20 protein-coding genes, 1 tRNA gene and 1 other annotated feature are annotated in these 23,877 nt (G+C 52.6%); of the genes, 4 read left to right on the plus strand and 17 right to left on the minus strand.

The window, feature by feature from the left end; all coding sequences use genetic code 11:
* Positions 1-55: 55 nt before the first annotated feature.
* Positions 56-1,438: an amino acid permease gene (locus NFX39_RS03655; protein WP_252443101.1), complete on the minus strand. Its 1,383-nt coding sequence runs from the start codon at positions 1,436-1,438 to the stop codon at positions 56-58.
* A gap of 72 nt (positions 1,439-1,510) precedes the next feature.
* The gene (thrS, locus tag NFX39_RS03660) at positions 1,511-3,475 is read right to left on the minus strand and encodes a threonine--tRNA ligase (protein ID WP_252443103.1); all 1,965 of its coding nucleotides are present in this window, start codon (positions 3,473-3,475) and stop codon (positions 1,511-1,513) included.
* Between the two features lie 176 nt (positions 3,476-3,651).
* Positions 3,652-3,858, minus strand: a binding site (T-box leader).
* A 422-nt stretch (positions 3,859-4,280) separates the two neighbouring features.
* Here thrS and NFX39_RS03665 point away from each other — a divergent pair.
* Positions 4,281-4,733 carry a flavodoxin domain-containing protein gene (locus NFX39_RS03665; protein WP_252443105.1) on the plus strand — a complete coding sequence of 151 codons (453 nt, stop codon included), beginning with the start codon at positions 4,281-4,283 and terminating at the stop codon, positions 4,731-4,733.
* Positions 4,734-4,796: 63 nt separating this feature from the next.
* Here the strand turns inward: NFX39_RS03665 and NFX39_RS03670 are convergent, their stop codons facing one another.
* Entirely contained in the window at positions 4,797-5,519 is a 723-nt protein-coding gene (locus NFX39_RS03670) for a YebC/PmpR family DNA-binding transcriptional regulator (protein ID WP_252443107.1), read from the minus strand.
* 185 nt (positions 5,520-5,704) lie between these two features.
* Positions 5,705-6,637, minus strand: a complete 933-nt coding sequence (locus NFX39_RS03675) for a phosphatase PAP2 family protein (protein ID WP_252443109.1) — start codon at positions 6,635-6,637, stop codon at positions 5,705-5,707.
* Positions 6,638-6,842: 205 nt separating this feature from the next.
* Between NFX39_RS03675 and NFX39_RS03680 the strand changes: the two genes are divergently transcribed.
* Positions 6,843-6,926: transfer RNA gene (locus tag NFX39_RS03680), tRNA-Leu, on the plus strand.
* A gap of 159 nt (positions 6,927-7,085) precedes the next feature.
* On the plus strand, positions 7,086-7,880 hold the full coding sequence (locus NFX39_RS03685) for a sulfite exporter TauE/SafE family protein (protein WP_252443111.1): 795 nt from the start codon (positions 7,086-7,088) through the stop codon (positions 7,878-7,880).
* A gap of 129 nt (positions 7,881-8,009) precedes the next feature.
* Here the strand turns inward: NFX39_RS03685 and asp3 are convergent, their stop codons facing one another.
* The 7 genes from asp3 to NFX39_RS03720 all read right to left on the minus strand — a co-directional run bounded on the left by asp3 (position 8,010) and on the right by NFX39_RS03720 (position 16,540).
* Positions 8,010-9,254 carry an accessory Sec system protein Asp3 gene (asp3, locus tag NFX39_RS03690; RefSeq protein ID WP_252443113.1) on the minus strand — a complete coding sequence of 415 codons (1,245 nt, stop codon included), beginning with the start codon at positions 9,252-9,254 and terminating at the stop codon, positions 8,010-8,012.
* On the minus strand, positions 9,254-10,783 hold the full coding sequence (asp2, locus tag NFX39_RS03695) for an accessory Sec system protein Asp2 (protein ID WP_252443115.1): 1,530 nt from the start codon (positions 10,781-10,783) through the stop codon (positions 9,254-9,256). Before asp2 ends, asp3 begins: the two co-directional genes overlap by 1 nt.
* A gap of 14 nt (positions 10,784-10,797) precedes the next feature.
* The gene (gene asp1, locus NFX39_RS03700; RefSeq protein WP_252443117.1) at positions 10,798-12,228 is read right to left on the minus strand and encodes an accessory Sec system glycosyltransferase Asp1; all 1,431 of its coding nucleotides are present in this window, start codon (positions 12,226-12,228) and stop codon (positions 10,798-10,800) included.
* 39 nt (positions 12,229-12,267) lie between these two features.
* A complete protein-coding gene (locus NFX39_RS03705) occupies positions 12,268-13,107 on the minus strand; it encodes a hypothetical protein (protein WP_252443119.1) in 840 nt (279 codons plus the stop codon).
* Positions 13,088-14,599: a glycosyltransferase gene (locus tag NFX39_RS03710; RefSeq protein ID WP_252443121.1), complete on the minus strand. Its 1,512-nt coding sequence runs from the start codon at positions 14,597-14,599 to the stop codon at positions 13,088-13,090. The genes NFX39_RS03705 and NFX39_RS03710 overlap by 20 nt, the downstream gene beginning before the upstream one ends.
* A gap of 104 nt (positions 14,600-14,703) precedes the next feature.
* Positions 14,704-15,699 (minus strand): phosphate acetyltransferase, encoded by a 996-nt coding sequence (gene pta, locus NFX39_RS03715; protein ID WP_252443123.1) that lies wholly within the window; start codon positions 15,697-15,699, stop codon positions 14,704-14,706.
* A gap of 166 nt (positions 15,700-15,865) precedes the next feature.
* A complete protein-coding gene (locus NFX39_RS03720; protein WP_252443125.1) occupies positions 15,866-16,540 on the minus strand; it encodes a uracil-DNA glycosylase in 675 nt (224 codons plus the stop codon).
* Between the two features lie 141 nt (positions 16,541-16,681).
* Between NFX39_RS03720 and NFX39_RS03725 the strand changes: the two genes are divergently transcribed.
* The gene (locus NFX39_RS03725; RefSeq protein WP_252443127.1) at positions 16,682-17,356 is read left to right on the plus strand and encodes an SAM-dependent methyltransferase; all 675 of its coding nucleotides are present in this window, start codon (positions 16,682-16,684) and stop codon (positions 17,354-17,356) included.
* Positions 17,357-17,409: 53 nt separating this feature from the next.
* Here NFX39_RS03725 and cls read toward each other — a convergent pair whose 3' ends face one another.
* The 6 genes from cls to rimM are packed head-to-tail and all read right to left on the minus strand — an operon-like array spanning position 17,410 to position 23,773.
* Positions 17,410-18,861, minus strand: a complete 1,452-nt coding sequence (gene cls, locus NFX39_RS03730) for a cardiolipin synthase (RefSeq protein WP_252443129.1) — start codon at positions 18,859-18,861, stop codon at positions 17,410-17,412.
* Positions 18,862-18,894: 33 nt separating this feature from the next.
* The gene (locus NFX39_RS03735; RefSeq protein WP_252443131.1) at positions 18,895-19,428 is read right to left on the minus strand and encodes an adenine phosphoribosyltransferase; all 534 of its coding nucleotides are present in this window, start codon (positions 19,426-19,428) and stop codon (positions 18,895-18,897) included.
* Between the two features lie 20 nt (positions 19,429-19,448).
* On the minus strand, positions 19,449-21,542 hold the full coding sequence (gene recJ, locus NFX39_RS03740; RefSeq protein ID WP_252443133.1) for a single-stranded-DNA-specific exonuclease RecJ: 2,094 nt from the start codon (positions 21,540-21,542) through the stop codon (positions 19,449-19,451).
* Positions 21,535-22,485 carry a ribonuclease Z gene (gene rnz / locus NFX39_RS03745; protein WP_252443135.1) on the minus strand — a complete coding sequence of 317 codons (951 nt, stop codon included), beginning with the start codon at positions 22,483-22,485 and terminating at the stop codon, positions 21,535-21,537. The genes recJ and rnz overlap by 8 nt, the downstream gene beginning before the upstream one ends.
* A gap of 23 nt (positions 22,486-22,508) precedes the next feature.
* Positions 22,509-23,255: a tRNA (guanosine(37)-N1)-methyltransferase TrmD gene (trmD, locus tag NFX39_RS03750; protein ID WP_252443137.1), complete on the minus strand. Its 747-nt coding sequence runs from the start codon at positions 23,253-23,255 to the stop codon at positions 22,509-22,511.
* Entirely contained in the window at positions 23,255-23,773 is a 519-nt protein-coding gene (gene rimM, locus NFX39_RS03755; RefSeq protein ID WP_252443139.1) for a ribosome maturation factor RimM, read from the minus strand. Before rimM ends, trmD begins: the two co-directional genes overlap by 1 nt.
* Positions 23,774-23,877 lie beyond the last annotated feature (104 nt).

A 23,877-nucleotide genomic window follows, 5' to 3' on the forward strand; every position in this document is an offset into this window, starting at 1 on the left:
TCTCGACGAAGCCACCAACCAGTTGCGCCCCCGCTAAGAGGAGCAACAGCGTTTTTTATTGTTCCGTCAACGCTTCCTTCGGCTGGAAGTAAGATACCAATCCGAAGACCACCAACCAGATCGTTGAACCGATGGCTGGGATCACGGATGATTCGTTGAAGAACAACGTCACGTAGACGAAGACGAAGAAGACGGCAGCCATTGGGACTGCAATCTTTGGTGCCTTCACCAAGAAACCGTCGGCCATGTAGTCCTTTGACTTGCGGTACTGCCAGTACGTTGCCAAGATCAAGATGTAAATCATCAAGAACATGTCCGTTGCCGCTGACGTCACGAAGACGAAGGCGTCGGAGATGGCTGGGATGGCAGAAAAGATTGGTGAACCAACTGAAATCAAAGCTGAGAACAAGATGGCCTTACCAGGCAAACCGCGCTTTGATTGCTTTGCAAATGGTTGCAAGAACTTGGCGCGTGATTCCTTGGCCAATGAGTAGAAGTTACGTCCCGTTGAGAACAGGATGGAGTTAAATGATGAGGCAGCGGCCGTCAACACAACGAAGTTGATGATGGCAGCGGCACCCTTCAAACCAACCAATTCGAAGACCATTACGAATGGTGATTGGTGGGCAGGAATTTGCTTCCATGGGTAAATCGTCATGATCACGAACAAGGCACCCAAGTAGAAGAAGAGCACACGGAATGGAATCTGGTTAATTGCCTTTGGCAAGATCTTACGTGGGTTGTCCGTTTCGGCAATCGTCATTCCGATGAATTCCATTCCAACGAAGGCAAACATCACCATCTGGAAGGCGTTCACGAAGTTCACCCAACCGTTTGGCAGCAAGCTGAAGTTTCCAAAGAAGTTTGAGAATTCCACGTGACCAACTGGCGTTTCGAAGTGGCCGAAGGCCATGATCAAACCAGTGGCAATCAAGGCCAAGATGGCGATGATCTTAATCATGGAGAACCAGAATTCCATTTCACCGAAAAGTGAAACGGCAATCAGGTTAACCCCTGCCAACACAGCCAAGAAGGCCAATTGGATGATCCATTCTGGCATCGTTGGGAACCAGAATTGCACGTACTTTCCGATGGCTGTTAATTCGGCCATTCCGAAGAAGATCAACGTGACCCAGTAGGACCAGCGGGCAAAGAAGCCGACGCGGTTTCCCAAGTACTTCGTCATGTAGGCGATGAAGGTTGGCTTGGTTGGGTCTTGGTAGAGCATTTCACCCATGGCACGCATCATGATGAACATCATGGCACCGATGATAGCGTACACGAGCAAGATTGCGGGACCGGCGTATGAGATGGAGTTTCCGGCACCCATGAAGAGTCCGGTTCCAATCGTTCCACCAATGGCAATCAATTGAATGTGACGATTTTGCAGACCCTTCTGAGCCTTGGGTTCGTCAACTGTTTGATTTTCCTGTGACATATTATTCCCCTTGATTCTTTATAACAGAAGACAGCTAGTCTAAGTTGTCTAGCTGCCTTCGTTTCTTTTAAATTATGCTTCTTCGTCAGGACGTGAGTAACGAGCGACGTCGTCCAAGACCATTTGCTTAAAGTCAGCTGCGGCCATGCTTGTTGTCTCTTGTTCTCCGTAACGACGAACCGTTACAGTGCCATTATCGGCTTCTTGGTCTCCCAAGACAAGCGTGTATGGCGTCTTCTTCGTTTGTGCATCACGGATGAGGTAACCCATCTTAGCAGAACGCGTATCGACGTTGGCACGCAAACCAGCTTCGGCCAATTCCTTTTGGATCTTCTTTGCGTAAGGTCCGTGGGCTTCGGCGTTAACTGGGATGATTTGCACTTGCAATGGCGCCAACCAAGTTGGGAAGGCACCCTTGTAGATTTCAATCAAGTAGGCCGTGAAGCGTTCCATCGTACCAACGATACCACGGTGCAACATCACTGGACGGTGGTTGTCTTGTCCGTCTTCACCGACGTAAGTCAAGTCGAAGCGTTCAGGCAACAAGAAGTCCAATTGGATGGTTGAAAGCGTTTCTTCACCACCCAAGGCCGTCTTCGTTTGGATATCCAACTTAGGACCGTAGAAGGCAGCTTCACCCGGTGCTTCGAAGTAGTCCAAGCCCATGTCGTCCATGGCGCGCTTCAATTGCGCTTGGGACTTTTCCCACATTTCATCGTCATCGAAGTACTTGGCCGTGTTTTCAGGGTCACGGTATGACAAACGGAAACGGTAGTCCGTGATGTCAAAGTCCTTGTAAACACCCATCGTCATCTTCAAGATGGACTTGAATTCTTCTTCCAATTGGTCGGGCGCAACGAACGTGTGACCGTCGTTCAACGTCATTTCACGAACACGTGAAAGTCCCGTCAAGGCACCGGACTTTTCGTAACGGTGCATCATACCAAGTTCCGCGATACGGAGTGGCAAGTCACGGTATGAGCGTGGCTTGTGTTGGTAGACGGAGATGTGTGATGGACAGTTCATTGGACGGAGTTCCAAGAATTCTCCGTCACCCATGTCCATTGGTGGGAACATGTCTTCACGGTAGTGGTCCCAGTGACCGGAAGTCTTGTACATGTTCAAGTTTGAAAGCACTGGCGTGTAAACGTGCAAGTAATCGTTAGCCAATTCCTTGTCCACGATGTAGCGTTCCACTTGGCGACGGATCGTGGCACCGTTTGGCAACCAAACGGGCAATCCGGAACCAACCTTTTGGCTCGTGAAGAACAAGTCGAGGTCACGACCGATGTTACGGTGGTCGCGTTCCTTCATTTCGGCACGACGTGTGAGGTCAGCTTCCAAGTCTTCGGCCGTCCACCAAGCCGTTCCGTAAACACGTTGCATCACGTTGTTGTCGGAGTTACCGCGCCAGTATGAACCGGCAACGGAAACCAACTTGAAGTGCTTGATCCAACCAGTTGATGGCACCAAGCCACCACGGTCGAGTTCGACGTGTTCACCTTGAACAGCAACGGAAATCTTTTCGTCTGCTGGCAAGTCGTTGATGAGTTCCACCTTGTATGGGTCGTCCTTGAAGGTTTCCAAGGCTTCCTCACGTGAGATTTCGTGGGACAAGATTGGCAAGTCTTCTTTGACAATCTTCTTCATCATCGCTTCGATTTCGGCGAAGTCTTCCACTGAAACTTGGTTTCCGGCTCCATTATCCGTGTCGTAGTAGAAACCGTTTTCGATGGCAGGTCCAACTCCGAAGTGCACGTTTGCAAACTTTGGCAAACGGCGCATGGCCTGGGCCAACAAGTGGGAAGCTGAGTGATTCAACAGCTTCAACCCTTCTTCGTCTGACTTCGTGATTAATTCGAAGTCACCTGATGCCGTGATGGCGTCGTTCATGCCAACGTAGGCCCCGTTCACCTTTGCGGAAACGGACTTCTTGGCCAATGACTTGGCGATTGAAGCGGCCACTTCGATTGGCTTGACGCCCTCTTCAAAGGACTTCTTTGCCCCATCGGGGAAAGTTAATGTAATTTCAGCCATATTCCTTGCCTTCTTTCTTTTCTCTCTTGCTGATGACGGCTACTCGAGCAATCAATTGTCGAAACCGGTTTGCTTGGCTCCGCCGGGCTTTGCCCATGGGAAAACGCAGCAAAGCTGCTTACCCCACTGCAAATACCTGAAGAACAGAAAAACGCCCCTCGTGCGCAAAAAGCACACAGAGGGACGTTTTACCGTGGTACCACCCAGTTTTCTGAGCTAAGCTCAGACTCTTAAACGTTTAACGGTGTTACCCGGGCAAAGTTTCATCACTTACTTCTTCACCATTCCGAGGTAGTCTCTTTTAACGCCCACACTAACTTTCACCAGCCGTTAGCTCTCTTTCGAGGGTTGATTAATCGAGTTGTCCTCATCAGCAATTTATTGGATTAATTATAACACAGTTTTAAAAGCGCTGGCAATCGCTTCAATTGCTTACTTTGCGTCTTTCAAGACTTGGGCCAAGGCTTCACGTGCCACGTCGTCGTGGTCCAAGATGCCGTGATCATATACGTTTTGCAAGGCTTGAACTTGCTTTTCTGATAATGCCATGGTGCACCCCCTTTTATTTGTTCCTATTATAGGGCAGCCATTCTAAAAAAACTAGGGGGAATTCGGCATTTTATGAAAATTTTCTAATTATACTGATTTTATTGTCTCTTTTACCATGTTTTTCAAACGCTTTGAAAGCTTTTAAAAACTTTTGGGAGCTTTTGGGAGCCAGCCCACTTTTCACGTTGAAAGCTTTTGAGAGCCGACCTTTATTTCCTGTATACTAGACACAACGATAAAAAAGGAGGCAGTGTCCATGACGACGTTATCTGCCCAGGTGGTTTTTGCCACCATCACTGGAAACAACGAAGCGGTCGCCGACATCATCGTTGAAAAGCTCAAAGCAGCCGGTGTCGACGTGACCAAAAAAGAAATGGCGCAGTCCGAACCAGAAGAGTTGCAGGATGTCGACATTGCCTTTTTGGTGCCCTACACCTACGATGAAGGTTCTTTGCCTGACGAGGTCCTGGACTACTTCGACGATTTGAAGGATCTGGACTTGAGCAATCTTGTCTACGGGATTGCCGGCTCCGGTGACAACTTCTACGAAGGCTACTACTGCTTAGCCCTCGACAAGTTTGAGGAGCAGATGCAAACGACCGGCGCAAGACGTGTTGCTGACTTGGTGCGCGTCAACCTCTACCCGGCAAAGCGTGATGAAGTCAAGCTTGCGGGGCTGGTGGATGCAGCAGTAGAAGCAGCGAAATAGCAGTACGGATATCGAAAAAAAAGCACCGCCTGATGTGAGGCGGTGCTTTTTTGTTTTGACAACTTATTCGGCAGTCGTGTAAACGGCCAAAACGTCTTCGTTGTCTTCCAATTCGTCAACCAACTTGTCGATCTTTTCTTGATCTTCGTCAGAGATGCTCATTGGGTTTTGCGCGATCATCGTTACTTCGGCTTCCGCCAAGTCGTAACCCGCTTCCGTCAACGCAGCTTCAACTGCTTGGAAGTCTGAAGGTTCCGTGTAGATTTCAAACGCTTCGTCGGACGTTTGCACGTCTTCGGCACCGGCTTCCAAAGCCGCTTCCAAAATCGTGTCTTCGTCCAAGTCTGGGTTTTCGGAACGATCGATGGCAAAGTAACCCTTCCGATCGAACTGGAAAGCCACAGAACCAGAAGTTCCAAGTGAACCTCCGAAGTGCTTGAATGAGCTACGTACTGATGAAACGGTACGGTTGATGTTGTCCGTTGAGGCTTCAACCAAAACGGCAACTCCGGCTACACCGTAACCTTCGTACGTTACTTCTTCGAACTTTGCGCCACCGGCACCAGAGGCCTTATCCAACGCGCGTTGGATGTTGTCCTTTGGCATGTTAGCGGCCTTCGCCTTATCAACGACCAAACGAAGTGAGGCGTTCATTTCGGGATCAGCACCGCCAGCCTTTGCTGCAACATATAAGTCGTGCGCAAGCTTTTGGAAAATCTTTCCACGCTTAGCATCTTGGGCGTTTTTACGACCTTGAATGTTATGCCATTTACTGTGTCCTGACATTGTGTCTTCTCCTTAAAATTAAAAATCTTACTTATTGTATCAGTTTAGCCTGCAGATTGCTAGGTAATGCGCTATTCTTTGCACCAATCCCTTCTTTATGAAAACGCCCCCATCAAAAAAAGCCCGCCCATCAGGCGGACTTTTCCTTCGGGGGCTTAAAACGTGAGGCCAACGTCCCTCGCTTTCTATTCCTCCACAAAGTGCGCCTTTAACAAGCGCGACGCCATGAAGACGAGCGAACCAACAATCAGGCTGGCGGCCGTCACGTCGGACAACCAGTGCGCACCGTAGCGCACACGGCTCAAGGCAATCGTGAAGGCCAAGACCAAACCAAGCACCGTGAAGATGCGTTGGAAGAGGCGGTTATCACGGGTGAAGAAGAACGGCAAATACAGCGTCATCCAACCAGAGGTCGTGTGACCGGATGGGAAGGACAGATGACCGTTTGAGCCGTTTGGATGGAACCAAGGCGTGAACTGGCTGAAGTTGGCATCCATTTCAAATGGGCGCCATCGACCCCAGTGCAACTTCAAATCACCAATGACAAGCGAGACCACGAAGAACAAAGCAATTCCAACGATGGCCGCGTTTTTTAGGTACTCGAGGTCCGCGTCGTCCTTGTCCTTCATCCCGAAGAAGAAGAGACCAGACAGCACGGCCGTCAGGGCCAAAGCCATGAAAAAGGCTTCCGGCTTCGGATCAGGTACGGACTTCACGCTTCCGTTGATGATGGTGGCGAGCGTGTATCCGAAGTAACCGTTTAGGCCAAAGAGAATCTGACCCATGGAAAGGCCGAGCAGTCCAATCGTCAAAAAGGACTTCAGGACCTTTCCTTCCATCTTTAAGAAGGAATACCAGGCCAGTAGCTGGAAGGACACGAACAACACGATGTTTGGCCCGCGCGTCCCATAAACCTGGAAGAAGTGACCAAAGGCCGACGAACGGGCCATCACCGCCTTGGTGATGTTTTGGTCGAAGAAAGCAGCAACGAGCAAAGTCAAAAATCCTAAGCTCAAAAGAAACGTCAGAAGCACCTTCTCAACGGGACGCGTTTGAAAGGGCGACTCCGCAAAAAGGGTACTTCTTGAAACAGCAGGGGAAGTATTCGGTTTTGTCATAGCAAAATCTCCTTATTTACTAACACATTTATTATATCCGGTCTTTTTAACCTTGAACAGGTACAAAGACACGGTTTTTGTTTAACATTGTTGAGAAATTAAACAGAATGTTCGGTTTTATATCGAAAATCCGAACGAATCTTGATTGGTAAAAACTTATCCTTGTCAGAACCCGGTGCGAACGATATAATTATTATTGTTTTTAGCCGATGTGGCGGAACTGGCAGACGCGTACCGTTCAGGTCGGTATGGAGATTTCTCCGTGCAGGTTCGATTCCTGTCATCGGCATCAAAAACACAACCAGACAGAAATGTCTGGTTTTTTTATGCCCATTTTTTGGAATAAAGCTGACACCTTGCGTCCCCTTCCCATCCGTTTTATACTAGAAAAAGTACATTTAGTTTCGAAGTATTTTAAGTTAGATAGATAAGGATTTGATTCATCACCATGGCAGATTACTGGCAGCATTTTTTCTTCCTTCTTCCAATGGGTGTCCTCGCCGGGATCGTCTCCACGACGGCCGGGCTCGCCTCTTTGGTTTCCTACCCCGCCCTCTTGGCGGTTGGTATCCCGCCCCTCTTTGCAAATGTGACCAATACGGCTGCACTTGTGATGACCGGTTTGGGTGCCACGGTTTCCTCTCATAAGGAACTGGGCGAACACAAAAAAGAGCTGATCAAGATTCTCCCCTTCACACTTGGGGGTTCCGTCATCGGAGCCTGGCTGCTTTTGGCCGCCCCGGCGACGACTTTTGAAAAAGCCGTCCCATTCTTCGTGTTAGTTGCCGCACTCTTGCTCTTGTCCCAAGTGAACAAGAACAAGCACGCTGAGCTGAACCTCACGCGTGAGGACAACATCGAAGATGACGACCACAAGCCCGTCTACCGGGTCGTGGTTTCCATCGGAATCACGCTCGTTGGGATGTACTGTGGCTACTTCGGTGCGGCTGGTGGGGTCCTGTTGCTAGCGATTTTGTCGGCGACAACCACCATGCCCTTCGCCTCTTACAACGCCTTGAAGAACCTGTCACTCGGTGGGGCCAACCTCATCGCCACCGTGATTTACATGTTCTCTTCCCACATCTACTGGGGCCTCGTGATTCCAATGGGCATCGGACTCTTCATTGGAGGTTGGATTGGACCCCACATCGTGCGCATCATCCCCGAAAAGATTTTGAAGATTATCATCGCCATTTTGGCCATGGGTCTGGCCGTCGACCTCTTCATCAAGGCCTACTTCTAAAAACAGCCAAATGAACCAAAGAAAAAAGCCATCCGCTCGGGATGGCTTTTTTACGTGCATTCAATTCATGGATGAGCGCGCATTTCATCGATGGTCGCGCGTTCGAAAAACGGGCTTTCACGCCATTCATTAATGCCGGTTTCGAACGAAGAAATCCTGCAAGCGCTGCTGGCTCGAACCGCTGTGCTTGTTCTTATCCACCAACTGCTTGGCCTGTTCATGGCGAATTTCTTTCATGTGCTTACGTCGTTCAAAGACGGTTGCGTCATCGTCTGTTTCCAGTTCGCTCTGTTCGATGACCGCCTGTTCGTCGACTTGCTTGACCGCTTCCTTCACGGCCTTCTTCTCCTGCTTCAACTTTGTCTTTTCTTCCTTCTTAGAAAGTGGCCAATCAAGGTAGTTCAAAGAGGAAAGCAAGTCCGCCCGTGTTTCCGGCGCCTTCAGCGGGCTTGGATTCTGGGCGAGAACCTGGTTCACGAGCACTTGGTCGTCTGCTCCACGGAGTTCTTCAATCTTTTTTGGAAGGGCGTTCAAGAAGGCCTGTAATCCAGAAGACAACGTGCGGTGCCCGGCTGGCAATTCGAGGTTCTCCCCCTCTGGCAAGACGGCCGTCGCGTTCTTAACCGCACGGCGGTAAAGCAGCGCGGTCAAAGCGGAGATAGGACCGTAGCCGACGAATTCAACGGACTTGGCCTTTGCCTGCTTCTTGGCCTGGTTGATGATGTCCAAGGCCTTCTCGTCGTAGTATGACTGACAGTGAACGAGGTCCGTGGCCAGGTACAAGACGGCCTGTGGTGAAGGCTGAACGGCATTGATTGGATAGTTTGTCCGATCCAGTTCCGGTTCAGTCAAAACCACACGAAGTGTCTTTGAGGCCAGCGTCTTTGGCATGTCCAAGTAGGCGCTTAAGTGGTCCGTCACGGCTTGGTCGCCGTCAAGAAGCCTTCCGTCGACCTCAGGGGCGATGGTCACCTCGTGGAAGGTGAAGTCCCCGGTTCCGGCGGAAAGCAAGTCCAGGCGGTAGGAGCGCGTCCCCTTCGGCACCTTCAAGACCATCTCGGGTCCGTTTTGATAGGTGGTCGTAATGGTGCGTCCTGACTGGTCAAAGAAGGTCCAGGCCAAGTAGGCGTGCATCTTCTTCGAGTTCTCGGAACGAAGAACCGTTTTGTACTGCTCTCCTTCCGTCATCTCGGGTAACGTCGCCATGGCTCGTTCGTAGAAGTAGTTCTTGTCGCTAAACCAGGAAGCGATGGCTTGACCGGATGGCAGGAAGTGATTTTGGTAGTAGACTTCGTTTTCTTTGACGTAGTCGACAACGGCTCCTTGCAGTTCGTGGAGCGTTGTTTGTGGTTGCCAGTAGATTTGGTACTGCATTACTTCACTCCCTTCTTTGCCTGCTTCTTCAAAGCCTTCTTGATGAAGGCGAGCATTTCCGGAACCTTTTCTTCGTGGTGGCCGGTCTCTTCGTGCTGCTCTACATCTGCTTTGACCTTTGCCAAGTAGCGTTCGAGCTCAGGCAGTGATTTTCCGTCGTACTCGTCGTAGCTCATGGAAAAGAGGCCAACCTTCTTCGGACGGAAATCGTTATCTTCGAAGTTCTTCCAAAGCTTTTGGTCCAAGGTTTCGTTGTCGGCCTCGTCCAAACGGCCGGTCAAGACGTAACGCAAATCGAGGGTCCAATCGTGGTTCATGCCGTTGTGAGCAAAGTCGGGACGTCCCGTGAAGCGGCCGAGGTTGATGATTGGCTTTCCCAACACCAAGTACTCGGCGTTCAGCAGGCTCGCGTAGTACATCGCTGGGTAAGACCCCATGGAGTAACCGGTGAAGATGGTGTCTTCACTGGTCTTTTCGGCCGTCAATTGGGCCTCACGGATGCGACTTTCAACGAGGTTTTCAAAGGACTTCGTTCCGACCATGAAGGCACCACCCTGGGCACGTGTGTCGGTGAAGAGCAAGTATGGGTAGCCGAGTTCGTTCAGCGTGCCCATCATTTCAAATCCTTCGACGTGGAGGCGTGTACCGGCAAAGGCAACCACCAACGGTCCCTTCTTGGTACCGGGGTTGAAGTAGGACAACACCTCTTCGCCCTCCGTTGTCAGCATGCGCTGTCCGCCTGGCAAGAAGTGACCGAGCCCGTGACGGGAACGGCGTTGGTGCAGGTTGCGAAGCGTGAGCTTTCCCTGCCCCTTGGCCAGAACCAAAATCTGGTAGTCCAGGTAATCCTTTGGTGCTCGGACGGCGGGCAAGAGTTCCTTGTCCGGGTTTTCAAACAGCTTCATCTGCTGCAGGGCACCGTTTTTAAAGAAGATGAAGGAGAAGGCCAAAGAGACATCCCCCTCCCGGTCATAGTCAGCGTAGAGGAGGTTTTCTTCACCGGCTGAAAGGTCACCCGGGAAGGTGCGGAGGGTTCCGATTTGCTGGTAGGAATCCCCGAAGTCCCCTTCGATTTCATAGCAAAAACGGCCGCTGCGCTTTTGACGCCAGGCGTAGTTATTTTGTGGAATGAACTGGTCTTCTGAAAAACGGCTTGGGAAACCAATCTGTCCCAAGAAGAGATCCTTGTGGATGCGAGTAAAGACGTCTGCTGGTTCATCTTCCTTCAGGTAAATGGCGTAGCGTTCGAACAAGGCCTGTTGCATCTTGGCCGAAAAAGTCTGAGCATCCCCGGTGTAAATCACGCGGTGAGCTGGCCAGGCCTGCACTTGCTTAGCAAGCAGGTTTGAGTCGAGGCCGTCGTCGGTTAATAGGACGTAGGATGAGCTCAAAGCGTCCGGGTCCTTTTGCTTGGCCAAGAACACGGGCAGTTCGGTTACGTCGCAGTGGGTCAGCGCGATTCCGTTTTCTTCGGCTGCATCCGACCAGTCTGTTGATCCAATTTGTAAGACGGATAGTGTCTTTGCCATCGGTACTCCCTCAATTAGTGGTTCTGAACAGCGGGCTGTTCGTTTTCAATCTTTAATGCGTGTTGCCAGGCAGCCTGTAGCTTTTCTGGTGTGAAGTTGGCACGCTTCTCGTTCAATTCTTGCTTGAAGTCATCGTCTTTGGCCTTTTCGAGCAGGTCGACCAGTGCCGTTTCAAAGCTCTGACCCGCTGTTTGATCCAAGTAGACGGGCTGTTGGTAAACGTTTTGCCCCTTGGTTAAGACCGGCAAGGCGTAGGCCGTGGCCTGGGCCAGGGCTTGCAAGGATGGTTCTTCTGACAGGTCAACGTAGGCCGAGCAGGTTTTAAAGTAGTTATCACGCTGTTCAGGTCGTTGTTGCATCAAGAAGACGAAGCGGGCTCGAAGCACGGCGTCTTGGCCGTCTTCCCAGTGGAAGGCTTGGCTGCGTGCCTGAACCATGTCGTTTAGTTTGGCCTCAAGTTCGAGGTTGGCGTTGTGACTTTCAAAGATGAAGGTGCGGTTATCGACCTTCGTAGCCAGGAAGAAGGCTTGTTCGACCAAAGTTTCTTGCTGGTCCTGGGCCATGTCGCCGAGCTTTATATAGATGAGCTCCTGGTCGCGTGGGTGAGCGACCGGCTTGGCCGGCACGGAATATGGTGACAGCAGCGTGTCCACGGATCCGTTTGCCTGGCTGGAAAGGGTCGTGATGTTTTTCATGCCCTGCAGCTGCTCCGCCTTTTCAACCGGAAGGTTCGTCTCAGGCAGCCAGTAGGCAACGTGGTCGACGCTGGCCTGCTGCATGACGCGCCAGTTTTGTTCGGAGTCAAAGACGAGGAGCTGCTCGTTTTGTTCAGCGTTCAAATAGGCGAGCGTGAGCTCATCGATGAGCGCGTTCATAGAGGCGTAGGTCTTCTCCTGCCCGTCGGGTAAGAGGGCCTGGGTGACACCGGAGGCAAAGTTCTCCTTGGCGACGACGAAACCACCCTGGCTGAGGTAGTGGATGGCTTGCGGTTGGCCGCCCTCAAACAGGACAACGCGGGAAACAAAGCCACGGTCGTCGATGGTGAGTTGTTGCTTGAGCTCCCCACCTTCCATCAGGTCGACGCGGTCAATCTGGTCACCCTTTGGGTAGGTAAAGAAGATGTTGGCGTAGAGCTTGTTGTCGGCCAAGACGACGATGCGGTCGAAGAGGCGGATGAAGTGGGCGTTTTCGGGCCAGGTCAGATGGTCGACTTGGAGCGGTTTTTTGTCCTTTAACGTGACGCGTTGGAGGGCGTCAAAGGCCGTCCAGTAAGGTGTGCCGCCAAGCTTTTGTTCGTTCAAGCTGGTCTTTAGCTTGGGCTGGTAGGACGTGATGAGCAAAAAGAGCTCCTCTTGTTCTTGCAAGAGTGAGACAATTGCTTGCTCGTTGTCTTGTTTTTGAACCTGGTAGTTGTCGCCCCAGGAAGGCATGATGGTGATAGCCATGGGTGTATCTCTCTTTATTTCTATGTACGCCTGAAAAAATCAGGCATGAAAATCGTGTTTCTTTACTTTGCTTAAGGGGTAATCTTGGCTTTTTAGGCTGTCAAAGTCACGCCCGCCCAGCCAAATTTCTTTCACCGGGTGCTGGTCGTTTTCAATCATCATGGCGATGGCTTCCTTTAACCTGCCGTCAGCATCGAAAACGCCCTCTGGGCATGCCAGCACCATCTTTTGTACCAAGGTGGCCAGACGATGGGGTTCGGTGACCACAATCTCGTCATCAGACGCGCTTTCGCTCAAGTAGTCTTGGAGACCCGCTTCAAAGCTTGGATAGTCCTCGCCAAAGACAGACGAGAAGTTTCGCCGACCGTTGAAGTAATAGTCCTTGACCGGGGCTTCCTCCTGTCCGAAGTAGTAGTCGGATTCGAGGAGGCTGCCACGGTTGAAGTACTGTCGACAGAAGATCTGGCCGTTTTTCTGGTAGACGACCTTTCGGCTGACAGCACCGGATGGTGTCAGCCAGGAGATGGCCTGCACCAGGTAGGAAGAACCGGAGAACAAGACGATGTTTGCCATCCGAACGCCTTTGCTCATCAAGCTGACCGTGCCGTCCTTTTCGAAGGTCATTTGGCCGTCGTTTGGAACGGGCAGGTCAAAGAGGAAGTACCCCTTCCCCTTTGGCATGTCAGACAGGCGGGTCCGGCTGGCCATGTCGACGACCTTATCTAGGGAAAGCCCCAGGTCCTCACAGATGGCCACGGCGTTTTCGTGTGGCGTGGCGATCCAGAGCTCATCGGACTGACCGCTCTTCACTTGATCGATCTGCCAGGCCACTTCGGGCTTGCGGTTTTGGTCCAGGGAATCAATCAACTGAATTTGCATGATTGTCCCCCTTTTTGATTTCGGCTAAGAGCTTTTGCCAGCTCTTTTGAACTTTGCTGAGTCCATAGGCTTTAACGCTTTTAAAAGCACCTTCTTGCAGGTCGGCTAGTTGAGCTCGCGCTTCCAGCAGGGCCTGTACCATCCCCGAAACATTGGCCTCTCGATTCTCCTCATCTTTGGAAAACGCAACCAAAAGGCCGTTTTTTCCACTGTCGATGAGTTCCTTGGCGCCGTACTCGTTAGCATAGGTCACCACTGGAAGGCCAGCGTTCATGGCCTCCAGGTAGGTCAGACCAAATCCTTCGGAGTAAGAGGCTGAAACGTAGCAATCGTATTCGGCAAAGTCGTCTTCCAGGTTATCAGAGACACCGGCAAAGACGACCTCTTCTTGAAGTCCGGCCTTTTCAACCTGCCCTTCCAAGGCTTCCTTTTCAGGGCCGCGACCGAAGATGGTCAGTTTGGCGGCAACTTCTTGATCTTTCAGTTTGGCCACCACATCGATCAACTGGTCGATGTGCTTTTCCTGGTGCAGGCGCGAAGCCGTGACGAGGTGAAGCGGATCCGTTTCAAAACGAGGTCTTGAGTATACTAACTGGTCAGTTGGCCGGTCTACTTGGTCTGCCACAAAGCCGACCGGTAGCGCAGCCACCAAGTTTTCCGCCCGCGTTTTGCCCAGGCGCTCGCCCAGATCCTCTTTCAGGTCAGCAGCCTGACGCTTCGTGGCCACGACGATCTTGTCGTAGGCATCCGCGTGGTCCAGAACAAACTGGTAGAACTGGTTGAAAACCTGACGGCCGCCCACCTGTTCAACCCGGTGCCCGGCGTGGATGACGGAGACGAGTCGGTTGTCCGCCCCCTCTTGCTTTTTTTGAACCAGGTACTCGTCGTAGTCCCGTTCGCGGTCCAAGAAGTAGGTGGCGGGTCCGAAGGCCTTCTCGAGGGCGCCCATGAAGAAGGACAAGAGCTCGTAGAAGTTCTGGAAGTAGTAATCCTGCCCGCAGAAGTTCTCGAGGTGGATGGCAACCATCACCTTGTCGTCCAGCAAGCGGTCGTAGGACCAGCTCAAACGACGGTCACCACGGCTCAGCTCGACCTGAGCGTCAGAGACGAGGTAGAGCTTCTTGTCCTCACGGTAAACCTTTTCCTTGCGGCGCACGATGGTGTACCCACCCGTCGCCTGTTCGGTGACGGTGCGGTTGGTCTGCGTGAAGTCCTTGACGACTTCGCGCTTGTAGTCTGCTCTTTCTGTTCCAGTCAGACCCGACCGTAAATACTGGTCGGGATCATCGGCCATGGCCCAGTCGTACAGGTTTAACACCTGCTCTTCCTTCAAGTCGAAGAGCGCCATGTGCTCGTGGAGTTTCGGCAAGAGCGCGGAGTAAACCAACTTGACCGGTTCACCAATCCCTTGGAAGGCTTTCATTCGGTAGAACTGCGCATGTTCCACACCGGAGTTGCTGTCGTAGAGGCCGCTATTTAAAAAGATGTTCATGAAGGGCCTCCTTTCGTCAGGTCCGGGTGTCTGCTGGGATTAAAAGCCCCACCGTGCTTTAATCGACGCTCAAAAGAAACGGCGCGCCGAGCTTTAACCGTTGCTTAGGCTTCCTTTTGTTCCAAGGCTTGCACGGCCGTGATGATGGCCACCTTGTAAACGTCTTCTTCTGAACAACCACGTGAGAGGTCAGAAACCGGCTTGGCCAACCCTTGGAGGATTGGCCCCATGGCTTCGAAGTCCCCGAGGCGTTGGGCAATCTTGTAACCGATGTTTCCGGCTTCCAAACTAGGGAAGACGAAGACGTTGGCGTGGCCGGCAACCTTTGATTCGGGTGCCTTGGCAGCACCAACACTTTCAACGAAGGCGGCGTCGAACTGCAATTCACCGTCGATCGAATCGGCTAATTCAGGCGCCATTTCCTTGGCCAACTTGGTTGCTTCTGCGACCTTGTCGACCATTTCACCCTTGGCTGAGCCCTTCGTTGAGAAGGAAAGCATGGCGATCTTAGGATCAACGCCGAAGGCCTTGGCGGTCTTGGCGGATTGGATGGCAACCGTGGCCATCGTTTCGGCGTCCAATTCGATGTTAATGGCACAGTCAGCAAAGACGTAGCGTTGGTCGCCCTTTTGCAAGAAGAAGGCACCGGAGATGCGCTTTGAACCCGGTTCCGTCTTGATCAACTGCAAGGCGGGGCGCACAGTGTCTCCGGTTGCGTGGGCGGCACCGGAAACCATTCCGTCGGCCTGGCCCATTTGAACCATCATCGTTCCGAAGTAGTTCACGTTTTGAAGCCACTTTGCGGCCGTTTCTTCGTCGGTCTTGCCGTTGCGGCGTTCAACCAAGGCGGCGACCATTTCGGCCTTCTTGCCTTCGTCAACCGTCGCTGGGTTGATGACCGTGAGGGCGTCCGTTGAAACGCCAACTTCAGCCGCCGTTTCAGCAATCGCTTTTTCGTCACCAAGGACCGTCGCCTGAATCAATTGATCTTCGACCAAGCGAACAACGGCCTTCAAGACGCGGGGGTCATCCCCTTCCGGGAAGACCAGGTGAAGGTCTTGTCCTGCAACTTTGTTTTTCAATTCATCAAATAATGCCATGTGAGGCTCCTTCTCATTAAAATCTCTTTTTTATACCTTAAAAGTATAACAAAAATCGGGTGCTTACCGGGCGAACTGGCCCGCTGAATTCATGTGCTGATCAACGATTTCAAAAAAGCGTCGACGCCCTTGCTCAGCCGATTAACCATTCGCCTGTCAGCTTTCCTTAGCTCAACCAGTCAATCGGGTCTTCGCCCTGTGATTCTAAGAAGGCGTTGGCGCGGGAAAAAGGCTTGGAGCCGAAGAAGCCGCGGTAGGCGGAAAGCGGGCTCGGGTGAACGGATTCGATGACGAGGTGTTTGTTCTCGTCGATGAGCTTCTTCTTGTCCTGAGCGGACTTGCCCCAGAGGATGAAGACCTTGGGACGGGAATCTTCGGCGGCTGCTTTAATGACGGCGTCGGTGAGCGTTTCCCAGATTTGACCCTTGTGGCTGTTGGCCGAGGAGTCCTTGACGGTCAGGACAGCGTTTAGAAGCAGTACCCCTTGCTCGGACCAGGAGGTGAGGTCTTGGCCCATGCGGATGGAACCGAGATCTTCGCCGACCTCCTGGAGGATGTTACGCAGGGAGGGCGGGGTTTTCATGCCGTCGGGAACGGAGAAGGAAAGACCTTGTGCCTGACCGGGTTGGTGGTAGGGATCCTGACCTAGGATGACGACCTTGCACTGGTCCAGCGGGCAGGACTGGAGGGCCTTGAAGACGTTCTCGCGCGCGGGATAGGTTGGCGTGGCATCCGCATAGATTTTGTCTAAAAAGAGTTGAACATTTTCTTGGTATTCATCGGGCAAGAGCGGGGCCAACGCGGGGTCCCAACTGGATTGCGTGAGGTGAAATGGGGGCATGGTATACCACTCCTAGAGAGCCTTTTCTTACTACTTTACCAGAGGACCGTGTCGAAACAATGACAAGAAGGGAATTTTTTTGTGATAACAAAAGAGGATTTTTTTCAGCTGAAAAAACGCTACGCTTCCGAACCGGAACTTTTGGCAAAAACGACAACGATTGAGGGCGTCCTCGCGGGGCTGGCTAATCGCCAATTGCCCAGTCACGACCTGCCTCGAGTCGACTATTCGGCAGACGAGTTGATGCGCCATCCCGAGTGGCTGCCCTTCGACGAGGTCATGTCGGACCTGCGGGAGACCATGGTGAACGAGCACGGGATTTGGTTCTTGCCAAACCAAGACTTCCTGGCCGACTTGAAGACCCACTTGAAGGGCCGCGAACTCGTCGAGCTCTGTGCGGGAAACGCCGCCTTGTCGGCCGGTCTCCAGGTCATCGGCGTGGACGCTAAGCCCGTTGACACACTCGACTGGGTTGGCCAGGACATCGAAGTGCCGAGTCCGTGGACGACCGTCGAAAAGGCCTCGGCCGACGAAGCGGTCCGTGAGGAAATCCAGCTCGTTCAAAACGGTGACAAGGACGCCCTCCCCGTCTTCTTGATGGCCTGGGTTCCAAACGGAAACGAGGTCGACTGGCAGATTCTGCAGGACCTGCGCGAATCCGGCCTTCCCTTCGAACTAATCGTGATTGGCGAAGAGAACGGCGCGACGAACTCGAAAAAATTTTGGCAGAACGCCGAGTACAGCCTACCGGACGGGCTCAACCAAAACTACCACAGCTTCGACTCTTTCAAAGACGCCGTCTACAGCGCCAATTAAGTCGTAATAAAAAAAGAACCCCAGGATTGGGGTTCTTTTTGTTTTCATAAAATTTACAGAATCGGTGAAAGCAAGCGTGAAGCGTACTGCTTGAAAATCATCCAGCGTGATTGCTTTTCAAAGCCTTCGACCGTCTGCAGCTTCGACTGCTTCATGTCGTGCTCGTAGCGTTCGGCCAGCGTTTCAACCACGTCCTTGTCGTACAAGAAGGCGTTCACCTCGAAGTTCAGCTTGAAGGAGCGGAAATCGAAGTTGGCCGACCCGACCGAGGCGAGGTGGTCGTCCACGACCATCGTCTTGGCGTGGAGGAAGCCGTTCTGGTAGGTGTAGACCTTGATGCCGTCCTTAGCCAGCTGCCAGGCGAAGTACTGCGTGGCGCGGTAGACGAACATGTGGTCCGGCATACAAGGAATCATGATGCGAACGTCGACACCGGAGTTGGCAGCGATACGGAGCGCATCAATCGTGGAATCGTCTGGAATCAAGTAGGGCGTCTGAATCCAGCAGCGTTTTTTGGCCAGCTGAATCAGGCGGATGTACCCCATCTTGATTTGCTCGTCGTCGGAATCGGGTCCGGAGGTGACGATTTGCATGTTGGTGTCACCTTGGCGTGCCTCCTCCAAATCGGGGAAGTAGAGACGCTTGGTGACGGCCATCCGTTCTTTGACGGCTGACGCGTTCCAGTCCAAAAGGAAGTGGGCCTGGAGGTAGTAGACGGCAGAACCGCTCACCTTCAGGTGCGTGTCACGCCAGTGGCCGAACTTCTTCTTGCGACCGAGGTACTGGTCACCGATGTTGAAGCCGCCGACAAAGCCGACGCGACCGTCGACGACGACAATCTTGCGGTGATCACGGAAGTTCAGCTGGAAGTTGATGAGGTTGAAGCGGCGGTGAAGGAAGGAACTGGCATGCCCACCGACGTCCTTTAAGGGCTTGAAAAAACGGCCCGTCGTACCGACGGAGCCTAAGGAGTCGTACAGCACGTGAACGTCCACGCCCGCCTTGGCACGCTCCACCAAAATGTCGCGTATCTCACATCCAAGCTCGTCGCCGTAAAAGGTGTAAAACTCGATGTTGATGGTTTCCTTAGCGGAACGCAGGGTTTCCTTCAGCTCTTCGAAGAAACGTTGGCCGGACGTCAGCACCTTCACGTTATTGTTCGTGGCGAGCGGCGTCTGGTTGATCCGTTGGAAGAGCGTGATTAAGGAACGGGCGGACCTGGAAAGCGCGTCAGCGCGTTTTTCCAGTGAAGGCCCAGGCCCCTCCTTGACCAGTCGTTGAATCAAGTTTTCCATCTCCGACGCGTCCTGGTCCATATACGCAAAAAGCCGCCGGTGAGGCAGCTTTCGTCCCGCAAAGGAGTACAGGATAAAGCCGATGACGGGCAGGAACAACAGTAAGAGTATCCATGCCCATGTCGCGGCGATATCGCGTGGTTCGCGGAAGACGGTCAAAATGGCCAGTACGGAATTAATAACGATGATAACCGTAAAGATGTTGTCCATTCTGCCGCTCCCTAAAACGTTCAATCCTTTTGATTAGTATTCCATCAATGCCAAGAATGGCACTTCGCCGGCTTCCATGATCTTTTCACGACCATGCAAGTCCTCGAGTTCGATGATGAAGGCCACACCTGCGACCACCCCACCGAGCTCTTCAATAATTTGACGCGTGGCGTTAATCGTACCACCCGTTGCCAACAAGTCATCAACGATCAACACGCGTTGACCCGGCTTGATGGCGTCTTCGTGGATTTCAAGCGTGTTCACGCCACCGTATTCCAACGTGTAAGACGCGGAAACGGCCTTCCGTGGCAACTTTCCAACCTTACGGGCTGGCACGAAGCCGATGCCCATTGAGTAGGCCAATGGTGATCCCACAATGAAGCCACGTGATTCGGGACCCGCAATCAAATCGACGTCCAAGTGTTCGGCAAAGTCAACGATTTGGTTAATGGCTTCCTTGTAAGCTTTTCCATCCCCCATTAAAGGTGAAATGTCACGGAAAGTGACGCCTGGTTCAGGATAATCCTGAACGGAAGCCACGTAGTCATGTAAATCAATCTTAGTCATAGTGTTTCCTTCTAACCGGTTTAACCGGCAAAATAACGCTGGTATGTCCTTGACTCAGACAGCGCCTTTTTTTGCGCTTGTTTAATGCAAAGGACGCGTCCAGCTTCCATTTTAACAAATCCGAGGTCCAAAAAGACCTGAATCATCAATTTAAATTGTTGTTCTTCGATTTTCACTTCCAAAAGCACCTGCTTCAGGTTGTCCACCAAGTTCATTTCCTGGTGAACGTAGAGGTACTTGTAGACCTGGGCGAACTCGGCCTGACTGGCCTGAAGCACCCGGCTTTTGCCGCTAGCGGCTGGGTTGGCCTTATTCGCCTTTTTGCCGTTCCCAGCATTGGCGTTGCCGGCAGCCTGTTGACCAGTAGCCTGTACGCCCTGTCCAGCAGCGCTCGTGTTCGCACCACCTGCTGGGAATGCAACGTCTTCCAACAGCAGTTGCAGGCGCGTGCGTCCGGCAAAGGTGTTCACACCCAACTTACCGGCCATGTCGGCCTGCTTTTGACCTTCGCCTTCCGCCGCTAGTTCGGCGTTGTTGAAAACTAAGGCCTCGACCGGCCCTTGTCCCCCGTTGAAGGCGAGCTTCAGGTGCTGCTTTTCCTTCCCCATCGTGGACGTGGCGGTCAAAGCAACCCGCTTCAAGCCAAGGATTGGCTGGCTGTTGCCCTGGCCGAAGGGTTCCAAGACTTCCAACTGTTCGTAGAAGTCCTTAGTCAACATCCCCGGGTCCACCATCAATGAGACGGCGAGTGGTTCGGCTTCAAAAGTCAGACCCGACCCCGCTTCCTTTACCCGCTTCCGGACCGTCTCGAGTTTGTCTTCCTCGATGGCAATCCCAAGAGCGCCCGCATGGCCTCCATAAGACGCGTAATCGTCTTGGAAGTCTCCTAGGAAGGCATGCAGGTCAAAGTCGCCATAGGAACGTCCTGAGCCCTTATAGAGGCCATCCACGTGTGTGAGGGCGACAACGGGCTTGCAGACGACGTCCGTCAAGCGGGCCGCAACGATACCAAGGATACCCTGGTGCCAGTCCTCACCGGCAACAAAGAGCAAGGGTTGGTCGGCCATCTCAGGCGAGAGCGCCTGTTCCTTCGCTTCCTTGAAGACCTTGTCTGAAATCTCGCGGCGTTGGTCGTTGATTTCTTCGACCTGCTTGGCGAGTACCTTGGCCTCGTCTGGGTCCTTTGTCATCAGCAACTTCAGTCCAAGCGATCCATCCCCCAAACGACCGATGGCGTTCAGACGGGGTGCCAGCTTGAAGCCGACGGTCTCCGCTAAGACGCGGTCGCCGGCCTGGTGCTTGGCCCCTTTCAAGAGGGCCGCGATTCCAGGCCGTGGGTTGTTTTCAATCTCTTTCAATCCCCAGGTCACAAAGGCCCGGTTCTCATCGGTCAAAGACACGACGTCGGCGATGGCGCCCATGGCAACCAGGTCAAAGAACTCGATTGGCAAATCAGACAAATCCTCGGCGGGCATGCCGTCTTGCAGGACGGCCTGGGCCACCTTGAAGGCAACCCCGGCTCCGGACAAATCGCCAAATCCGTACTTTCCTTCTGGATGTCTTGGGTGCACAACGGCAACTGCGTCGGGCAGTTCGTCGGGCAAGGCGTGGTGGTCGGTCACGACCACGTCGACGCCCTGTTCCTTGGCCCAGGCGATTGGCTCTTTTCCAGAAACCCCGTTGTCGACCGTGATGATCAACGTGGCGCCGGTCTCTTCAATCAAGCGCTTGTAGGTTTCCTGGTTGGGTCCGTAACCGTCGTTAAAACGGTTTGGAATATAAGGAACCACGTCGGCCCCAAGAGAGGTTAACGCTTCGGTCATGATCGTCGTGGACGTCAGACCGTCGACGTCGTAATCCCCGTAGACCAGAATGGTCTCGCCGGAGAACACCCCTTCTTGGATTCGTTCGACCGCCTGGTCCATTTGGTAAAAGTCAGCTGGATCGTGCAACTGGTCAAAGCTTGGGTGCAGGAAGGCTTCCGCCTTCTTGACCGTGTCGATGCCCTTTTGCACCAAGAAGCCTGCCGTGACTGGCCCAAGACCCAAGGGGTCTTTTAACGCCTGAATCTTTTGGCTATCCGGCTTTTCTTGTTCTTGCCACTTTCTACTCATGGGACTCCTTTGTAAATGGCACATCGATGACGTCCATATCGCGGGCGACATAGGTGTTGTTGAAGAGTTTGTTGGCATCCGAGATGAACTTCTTCAAGAGTGGTCCGATGTAACGCGCTGAGATGTGCGTCAGAACCAACTTCTTCACGCCCATCTCCTGGGCCAACTTGGCGGCGTCACGGGTCGTTGAGTGACCGTGGGCGCGGGCCATCTTCCCCTCGTCCTTTGAGACACCGTACGTTGATTCGTGAACCAAAACGTCGGCGTCCTTGGCCAAAATCTTGGCTCCTTCGGTCGGCATCGTATCAAAGATGATGGCGATGACACGCCCTGGTTGGGCGGGTCCGAGGTAGTCTTTTCCGTTCACGGTGCGGCCGTCGGCCAAGGTCACCGTTTCACCAGCCTTCAACTGACCGTAGACGGGACCGGACGGAATGTTGTCGGCCTTCACCTTGTCAATCAAGAGCTCGCCGGCGTGTGGCTTTTCTTCCACGCGGAAGCCCCAGGCTTCCATCCGGTGACGGAGTGGTTCGGCCACAACCTTGAAGGTCTCGTCTTCAAAAATCGTTCCCGCTTCGATTTCAACGAAGTGAATCGGGTAAGACAGGTGCGTTTCGGATACACGAAGTGCCGTGTTCACAAAGGACTTCAAGCCCTTGGGACCGTAAATGGTCAACGGTTCGTTCTTGTCGGCGCCTTGGAAGGAACGGGAAGAAAGCAAACCAGGCAGGCCAAAGATGTGGTCACCGTGCAAGTGGGAGATGAAGATTTTTTCAATCTTGCGAGGACGAATGGTCGTCTTTAAGATTTGGTGCTGGGTGGCTTCCCCAACGTCAAAAAGCCAGACGGCGTTTCGCTCGTCTAGCAGTTTCATCGCAATGCTGGCTACGTTTCGAAATTTGGATGGCTGACCGGATCCGGTCCCTAAAAATTCTAATTCCATCTTTCATCCCCCAAGAAGAAGCACTAGTTCTTGTCGGCTTCTTCAGTCTTAATGTCGTCTAACAGGTCGCGTTCTTCCTTTGAGAACTGACGGCCTTCTAATAAGTCAGGACGGCGCAGGTAGGTCTTACGCAAAGACTCCTTCAACCGCCATTCGGCAATCTTGCCGTGGTTACCGGAAATCAACACATCCGGCACCTTCATTCCACGGAAGTCCGCGGGACGTGTGTACTGTGGGTACTCCAAGAGGTTGTCCTGGAAAGAATCACCAGAGGCTGATTCCCGGTTTCCCAAAACATCCGGCATGAAGCGCACGGTCGCGTCAATCATGACCATGGCCCCAAGTTCCCCACCGGTCAACACGTAGTCACCGAGTGAAAGCTCTTCGTCGACCAAGGTCTTGATGCGTTCGTCGTAACCCTCGTAGTGGCCACAGACAAAGGTCAAGTGGTCGTATTGGGCCAGGCGTTCGGCGTCGGTGTGGTCGAACTTCTTACCGGCTGGGTCCAAGAGCACCACGTGACCGGTCGTCTTGTCTGCTGACTTTTCCTTAACGGCTTCCATGGCGTCAAAGATGGGCTGTGGCGTGAGCAACATCCCCGCACCACCACCGAATGGGTAGTCATCCACGTTGTTGTGCTTGTTTGTTGTGTAGTCCCGGAAATCGGTCACATCAAAGTCCAAAGCGCCTCGGTCGATGGCCTTTCCGATGATGGACTGCTTCATTGGTGCAAACATGTCCGGGAATAGTGAGAGTACGTCGATTTTCATTAATCTAGCAATCCTTCTAATACGTCGATGACGATCTTTTGGTTGTCGACATCCACTTCCTTCACCACGTCAGGAATAACGGGAATCAAGGCGTCCTTACCGGAGGGACGCTTGACGATCCAAACGTCGTTGGCACCGGTTTCCATGATTTCCTTAACGGAACCAATCACTTCTCCTGCTTCGTCTTGCACTTCGCAGCCGATGATTTCGGAGTAGTAGTATTCGCCGTCTTCCAGTTCCTTGCGGTCGTCTTCAGACACAAAGAGGTCTTGTCCCTTGAAGGCTTCAACGTCGTTGATGTTTGTTACCCCTACAAAAGTCAATAACCACATGCCCTTGTGCATGCGTGCCTTTTCCATGGTTTCGGCAACGTAACCGTTGCTATCCTTCCGAAAGACCACGGCCCCCTTGCTGAAGCGTTCTTCCGCAAAGTCCGTGATGGCCTTAACCTTGAGTTCCCCGCGGATTCCGTGGGTGTTCACAATGGTTCCAATTTTAAAGTAATTTGTGTTTTCCATAGCACCTATTATAGCAAATTATTCGGCTTAAAAGCCGGGTAAAATAACGTGCCCTCGCCCGTGACTTTTCCAAATAAAAAAACTACCAAAATGGTAGTTTTTAA

Origin of the sequence: Fructobacillus apis (genome assembly GCF_023893635.1) — a bacterium.
GTDB classification, from domain to species: domain Bacteria; phylum Bacillota; class Bacilli; order Lactobacillales; family Lactobacillaceae; genus Fructobacillus; species Fructobacillus apis.

Bases quoted from the DNA above. Each gene is read 5' to 3' on its own strand.
- NFX39_RS03655 (WP_252443101.1), bottom strand. From the start codon at position 1,438: ATGTCACAGGAAAATCAAACAGTTGACGAACCCAAGGCTCAGAAGGGT.
- thrS (WP_252443103.1), bottom strand. From the start codon at position 3,475: ATGGCTGAAATTACATTAACTTTCCCCGATGGGGCAAAGAAGTCCTTT.
- NFX39_RS03665 (WP_252443105.1), top strand. From the start codon at position 4,281: ATGACGACGTTATCTGCCCAGGTGGTTTTTGCCACCATCACTGGAAAC.
- NFX39_RS03670 (WP_252443107.1), bottom strand. From the start codon at position 5,519: ATGTCAGGACACAGTAAATGGCATAACATTCAAGGTCGTAAAAACGCC.
- NFX39_RS03675 (WP_252443109.1), bottom strand. From the start codon at position 6,637: ATGACAAAACCGAATACTTCCCCTGCTGTTTCAAGAAGTACCCTTTTT.
- NFX39_RS03685 (WP_252443111.1), top strand. From the start codon at position 7,086: ATGGCAGATTACTGGCAGCATTTTTTCTTCCTTCTTCCAATGGGTGTC.
- asp3 (WP_252443113.1), bottom strand. From the start codon at position 9,254: ATGCAGTACCAAATCTACTGGCAACCACAAACAACGCTCCACGAACTG.
- asp2 (WP_252443115.1), bottom strand. From the start codon at position 10,783: ATGGCAAAGACACTATCCGTCTTACAAATTGGATCAACAGACTGGTCG.
- asp1 (WP_252443117.1), bottom strand. From the start codon at position 12,228: ATGGCTATCACCATCATGCCTTCCTGGGGCGACAACTACCAGGTTCAA.
- NFX39_RS03705 (WP_252443119.1), bottom strand. From the start codon at position 13,107: ATGCAAATTCAGTTGATTGATTCCCTGGACCAAAACCGCAAGCCCGAA.
- NFX39_RS03710 (WP_252443121.1), bottom strand. From the start codon at position 14,599: ATGAACATCTTTTTAAATAGCGGCCTCTACGACAGCAACTCCGGTGTG.
- pta (WP_252443123.1), bottom strand. From the start codon at position 15,699: ATGGCATTATTTGATGAATTGAAAAACAAAGTTGCAGGACAAGACCTT.
- NFX39_RS03720 (WP_252443125.1), bottom strand. From the start codon at position 16,540: ATGCCCCCATTTCACCTCACGCAATCCAGTTGGGACCCCGCGTTGGCC.
- cls (WP_252443129.1), bottom strand. From the start codon at position 18,861: ATGGACAACATCTTTACGGTTATCATCGTTATTAATTCCGTACTGGCC.
- NFX39_RS03735 (WP_252443131.1), bottom strand. From the start codon at position 19,428: ATGACTAAGATTGATTTACATGACTACGTGGCTTCCGTTCAGGATTAT.
- recJ (WP_252443133.1), bottom strand. From the start codon at position 21,542: ATGAGTAGAAAGTGGCAAGAACAAGAAAAGCCGGATAGCCAAAAGATT.
- rnz (WP_252443135.1), bottom strand. From the start codon at position 22,485: ATGGAATTAGAATTTTTAGGGACCGGATCCGGTCAGCCATCCAAATTT.
- trmD (WP_252443137.1), bottom strand. From the start codon at position 23,255: ATGAAAATCGACGTACTCTCACTATTCCCGGACATGTTTGCACCAATG.
- rimM (WP_252443139.1), bottom strand. From the start codon at position 23,773: ATGGAAAACACAAATTACTTTAAAATTGGAACCATTGTGAACACCCAC.